The 5,275-nt window shown below is 62.5% G+C and carries 5 protein-coding genes and 3 pseudogenes; all 8 read left to right on the forward strand.

All coding sequences use genetic code 11. The features are described from left to right. The coding region (locus JCM19049_RS07755) for an L-threonylcarbamoyladenylate synthase (protein ID WP_279402717.1) at window positions 1–246 on the forward strand (246 nt) is incomplete at its 5' end. Next, a complete protein-coding gene (locus JCM19049_RS07760) occupies window positions 243–1,364 on the forward strand; it encodes an MraY family glycosyltransferase (RefSeq protein ID WP_054821304.1) in 1,122 nt (373 codons plus the stop codon). The genes JCM19049_RS07755 and JCM19049_RS07760, both read left to right, overlap by 4 nt. A 155-nt stretch (window positions 1,365–1,519) precedes the next feature. Next, entirely contained in the window at window positions 1,520–1,960 is a 441-nt protein-coding gene (locus tag JCM19049_RS07765; protein ID WP_054821305.1) for a hypothetical protein, read from the forward strand. Between the two features lie 267 nt (window positions 1,961–2,227). Then, the gene (gene atpB / locus JCM19049_RS07770; protein WP_054821306.1) at window positions 2,228–3,040 is read left to right on the forward strand and encodes a F0F1 ATP synthase subunit A; all 813 of its coding nucleotides are present in this window, start codon (window positions 2,228–2,230) and stop codon (window positions 3,038–3,040) included. Window positions 3,041–3,140: 100 nt separating this feature from the next. Beyond that, window positions 3,141–3,350, forward strand: a complete 210-nt coding sequence (locus JCM19049_RS07775) for an ATP synthase subunit C (protein ID WP_054821307.1) — start codon at window positions 3,141–3,143, stop codon at window positions 3,348–3,350. A gap of 81 nt (window positions 3,351–3,431) precedes the next feature. Continuing rightward, window positions 3,432–3,985 (forward strand): annotated as a pseudogene (locus JCM19049_RS07780) (F0F1 ATP synthase subunit B). After that, a pseudogene (locus tag JCM19049_RS07785) lies at window positions 3,985–4,795 on the forward strand (F0F1 ATP synthase subunit delta). Before JCM19049_RS07780 ends, JCM19049_RS07785 begins: the two co-directional pseudogenes overlap by 1 nt. Before the next feature lie 109 nt (window positions 4,796–4,904). Then, window positions 4,905–5,275, forward strand: a pseudogene (locus JCM19049_RS07790) (F0F1 ATP synthase subunit alpha); the annotation flags it as partial.

Here is a 5,275-nt window from a genome sequence, read left to right on the forward strand (position 1 = left end):
CGCACCGGACAGCCGGCCGCCACCACCTGTGATGAGGCCGAAGCGCAGCTGGGCGCCAGCGTGGATGTGTACCTCGACGGCGGCCAGCGCGGCCTGCTCGGCGAGGCACAACCCTCCACCATTGTGGATGCCACCGGGGAGCACCTCTTCGTGGTGCGCCAGGGCGCGATTTCCCTGCAGGCGCTGCGCGAGGTGGTCCCGGAGGTCCTCGGCCTGGGTGAGAGCGCACCGAGCCAGGACGCATGAGACAGTACGTCCTGCTGATCGCCTTCAGCTTCGTCACCTCCTACCTGCTCACCCCCGTGGTGCGCAGCTTCGGGGCACGCTTCGTCTCCTCCCAGAAGCTGCGCGACCGCGACCAGCACAGCAACCCGATCGTGAAGTTCGGGGGACTGGCGATGATCGGGGCGCTGCTGGCCGGGCTCTGGGTGGCCAGCCGGCTGGAGTTCTTCGACGCAATCTTCCGCAACGATTCACCGATCATGGGCATCGTCTTCGCCCTGGTGGTGATCGTGGTGCTGGGGATCGCCGATGACCTCTACGACCTGAAGTGGTACGTGAAGTTCATCGGGCAGCTGGGGATCGGGGCGATCATCGCCCAAAGCGGGATCGTGATTAAGGCGCTGCCGGTGGGCACCTGGTCCATTGATTCCCCGGTGATGCAGTACCTGGTGACCATCGGACTGATCGTGCTGACGATGAACGCCATCAACTTCTCCGACGGGCTGGACGGGCTCGCCGCGGGGCTGACCGCGATCGGCGCGGCGACCTTCTTCCTCTACTCCTACGTGCTGGCCACCCACGTGAGCGCCGCGGACTACGCGAACCTGGCGGCGCTGCTGTGCGCCATCCTGCTCGGGGCGTGCCTGGGCTTCTTGCCGCACAACTTCAACCCGGCGAACATCTTCATGGGAGAGACCGGGGTGCTGGCCCTGGGACTGATCCTGTCGGTGTCCACCGTGGTGGTCACCGGCGACGTGCAGGGCCTTGAGGCCTACCGCTTCCGCAACGTACCGGCCTACATGCCCATGGCCCTGCCGCTGGTGATCATCTTCTTCCCGGCCCTGGACCTGCTGCTCTCGGTGATCCGGCGCCTGTCCAAGCGGCGCTCTCCCTTCGCCCCGGACTCGATGCACATCCACCACCGGATGCTGGCCCAGGGCCACTCGGTGCGCAAGAGCGTGCTGCTGCTCTACCTGTGGGCGCTGCTGGTGGCCGCCGGTGTGGTGCTGATCGCCTTCATCCCGCTGCAGGTGATGATCCCGCTGTTCGCCCTGCTGCTGATCGGCGCCGGGTTGCTGACCTGGTGGCCGCTGGTCTCCAAGCGTTACGCTTCGCTAACTGAAAGACTTCGTCATCGGTGACGGAGAAGCTTTCTATCTCGTGTAGAATTTACTCTGGATCGTTCGCGGTCGGCCTTCGGGCCAGCGGCGAATAGACAGTTTTGCACGGCACGTTCTTCGGCGGAAGCAATCCCGCGGAAGTCCACGCTCAAGACTTTGCAAGCTAAGGACTTTGAATGCCCCAGACACCAGGCTCCGGCCGCGTCCCGGCATCCAAGGCCCCCGACTCCATCTGGATGCCGGTGTTGGTCAGTTCCCTGGTGTATGCGCTGATCGGTACCGCGGCCTTTTTCCTGATTTCATGGCTCGTGGCCGACTGGTGGTATGCGCTCTCGGGGATGCTGGCTGCCGCGCTGGTGATCGGTTTCTTCGCCACGGGTCTGCTCGTGGCCGAGCTGGCCGGGCGGATCCACAGGAACTGGGCCATGCCCGCATTCCTGGCGGTCTTCGCGATCAAGGTCTTCGGGTTGGCGTTCGTGCTGTTGAACCTGGGGTTGCCCGGCTGGGCCAACCGACAGGGATTCGTGCTTGCCGCGGCCATCGTTTTGGTGGCCTGGCAGGTCGGGGAAATCCGGGCCTTCTCCAAGGCCCGGATGCCGATTTACAACGAGTCCTAACGCAGTGATCAATGGCCGCAAATGTCATTGAAAAGCTGTGAGTTTGATAGGCTGTCTTCGGGTCATTTTCGAGGTGACCGCAGCAACTGCGGTAGCCGACAAAATTTTGCGCTTCCGGGTGACCGGGAGGCATGATGCGTCAGCGTCGATGCGCGAGTGTTTTCGATGCCGACCTGCGTACCCGATCGATCTTTTTCTACACGGTGAGAGGCAGTTACGCCAGTCACCGCCTTTGCCCGTGACCGCTACTGCAGAGAGGACAGCGCGTTGATCGCGTTTGCGCTCCCAATGGCCTCAAATGAGGGCGGATTCGTCCCGCCAACCGTGTCCGATACCCACCTGCCAGATATTTTCCCCTGGTTTGCTGAGTACGGCACCGGTGTCGGCAAGCAGATGATCATGATCGTGCTGTCGATCATCCTCATCACCTGGTTCTTCACCGCAGCCATCAGGAATCCGAAGCTGGTTCCCGGCAAGATGCAGTACCTGGCCGAGAGCGGCTACGCTTTCGTGCGCAACGGCATCAGCCGCGACATCATCGGCGAGAAGAACTTCCGTCCCTGGACCCCGTTGCTCTTTGCAACGTTCTTCTTCATCTTGCTGAACAACCTCTTCGGCGCGATCCCGTTCCTGCAGCTGCCGTCGTTCTCACACGCCGGTTCTGCATACGCGATGGCCATCATCATCTACGGCACCTGGATCGGGGTGGGCCTGAAGAACCACGGCCTGCGCTACTTCAAGCTGGCCGTAACCCCGGCGGGGGTCCCCGGTTGGATCCTGCCGCTGATGATTCCGCTGGAGATCATTTCGAACTTCATCGTCCGTCCGCTGACGCACTCGCTGCGTCTGATGGCGACGATGTTGGCAGGACACATCATTGTGATGCTGGCTGCTTCCGGTGCCCGTTACCTGATCACCGTCCAGGAAGGCCTGGCCTACAGCGGCCTGGGCGTTGCGGTGATCCTCGGTTCGGTTGCGATGTACTTCCTTGAACTGCTGATCATGGCCCTGCAGGCATTCGTGTTCGCCCTGCTGACCGCGATCTACGTCCAGGGCGCCATCGAAGCTGACGCGCACTAGGTCATTACTTCTAGAATCAAAAACAGATTTTCCCTCGCTCCCAAGGGAATACCTCACAACCTACCGATGACCAACTCGGTATCTTGAAAGGAATAAACAAATGCACGGCTCCTTGAATATGATCGGCTACGGCCTGGCTGCTATCGGTTCGGCAATCGGCGTGGGTCTGATCTTCGCCGCCTACATCAACGGTGTGGCCCGCCAGCCGGAAGCCCAGCGCATCCTGCAGCCGATCGCCCTGCTCGGCTTCGCGCTGACTGAAGCACTGGCCATCCTGGGCCTGGTTTTCGCTTTCGTAATCGGCGCCTAGTCTTTCCGCGATTTGTAGTGGCCCTGCCACTATCGCGGGGCCCATACACAAGCGGAAACTAGTAGATAAGGAAAAGTGAGAATGAACAGCACAGACTTCATCCTCGCTGCGGGCGAAGGTGCAAACCCGCTGCTGCCCAACCCGTGGGAGATTCTCGTCACGGGTGTCGGCTTCGCGGTTCTGCTCTTCATCGTCATCAAGGTCATTGCCCCGAAGTTTGAGCAGGCCTATGAAGACCGCGTGACCGCGATCGAAGGCGGACTGGAAAAGGCCGAGGCGGCCCAGAAGGAAGCAGAGGAGACCCTGGCCCAGTACCAGGCCCAGCTTCTGGAGGCTCGCACCGAAGCCAACCGCATTCGTGAGGAAGCACGTAGCGAAGGTGCCCAGATCCTTGCCGATCTGAAGGCCAAGCCACCGATGAGGCCACCCGCATCACCGAGCAGGCTCAGCGTCAGATCGAGGCGGAGCGCAACTCCGCCCTGACCTCGCTGCGCAGCGACGTGGGAACGCTGGCCACCGAGCTGGCAAGCAAGATTGTTGACGAAGCGCTGCAGGACGATGCCCGTTCCCAGCGCGTGGTTGACCAGTTCCTGGCCGACTTGGAAAATCAGCAGAACGCAGGTGCATCGAACTAATGGCAAGTGTATCGAGCGAGTCATTGGCAAAGGCCTTGGAGGCCTTGGAGCCCAAGCTGGCCCTGGCGACCGTTGAGCTTCCCAAGGAACTGTTTGCGGTTCTTCAGGTGCTGGATACGAATTCCGGCCTTCGCCGCGCATTGACTGATCCGGCCCGTGAAGCCGCCGACAAGGCGGGGCTGCTGGCTCGCTGCTGCGCGGGAAGGTCTCGGCCGACGCCGAGGACACCGTCAAGCAGCTGGCTTCCACCCGCTGGAGCTCGGAACGCGACATTAGCGATGCGTTGGAAACCCTGGCGGTCACCGCGGTGGCTGCGTGGCAGAACAGCAGGCGAACGCTGCGGGATTGGACAAGCTGCAAAAGGACCTGTTCGACTTCACCGAAGTCGTGTCGGGCAACCACCAGCTGCAGGCCGCGCTGGACGACGCCCAGGCTCCGGCCGAGGCGAAGGCCAACCTGGCCCTGAAGCTGGTTCCGGGTGCCTCCTCGGCCGCGCAGCTGCTGCTGCGCCAGGCCGTGACCGCCCCGCGCGGGATGAAGCCGGTCCGCCTGGTGGAGCGTTTCATGGAGCTGGTGGCCAAGCGCCAGCAGCGCTGGATCGCCCACATCGTCAGCTCGCGGGCCCTGACCGACGTGCAGGTCCAGCGACTGGAAGCCAGCCTGAACAAGCTGTACGGCCGTGAGCTGAAGATCAACGTCTCGGTCGATCCGACTTTGGTCGGCGGCCTGGTGATCAAGGTGGGCGACGACATCGTCGACGCCTCCGTGGCATCGCGCGTGGCCGAACTGCGCCGCGCCCTGGCAGGGTAGGGCTTCACCATCAGGTGGAGTCCTGCCGGCCAGGACCACTTCAGACTTCAAACACATTCGATCCGTTGCCCAGCCTTCGGATCACAAATTAGGAGAGCAGGGACTGCAGATGGCCGATTTGACCATCAACGCTGATGACGTCCGCAATGCCCTAAACGAGTTCGCAGCGTCCTACGAACCGGGCAAGGCAGAGCGTACCGAAGTCGGACGCGTCATTACAGCTAGCGACGGCATTGCCAAGGTGGAGGGTCTTCCCTCCGTCATGGCCAACGAGCTGCTTCGTTTCGAAGACGGCACCCTGGGCCTGGCCCAGAACCTCGACACCCGTGAAATCGGCGTGGTCGTGCTCGGTGACTTCACCGGGATCGAAGAAGGCCAGAAGGTCGAGCGCACCGGGAGATCCTCTCGGTTCCGGTGGGCGACGCCTTCCTGGGCCGCGTGGTGGACCGCTGGGCGAGCCGCTGGACACCTGGGCCCGAT

The organism is Arthrobacter sp. JCM 19049 (genome assembly GCF_001310435.1).

What these genes read in the sequence shown, in the direction of transcription:
- JCM19049_RS07775 (WP_054821307.1), top strand. Translation starts at nt 3,141, where the DNA reads ATGCACGGCTCCTTGAATATGATCGGCTACGGCCTGGCTGCTATCGGT.
- JCM19049_RS07760 (WP_054821304.1), top strand. Translation starts at nt 243, where the DNA reads ATGAGACAGTACGTCCTGCTGATCGCCTTCAGCTTCGTCACCTCCTAC.
- JCM19049_RS07765 (WP_054821305.1), top strand. Translation starts at nt 1,520, where the DNA reads ATGCCCCAGACACCAGGCTCCGGCCGCGTCCCGGCATCCAAGGCCCCC.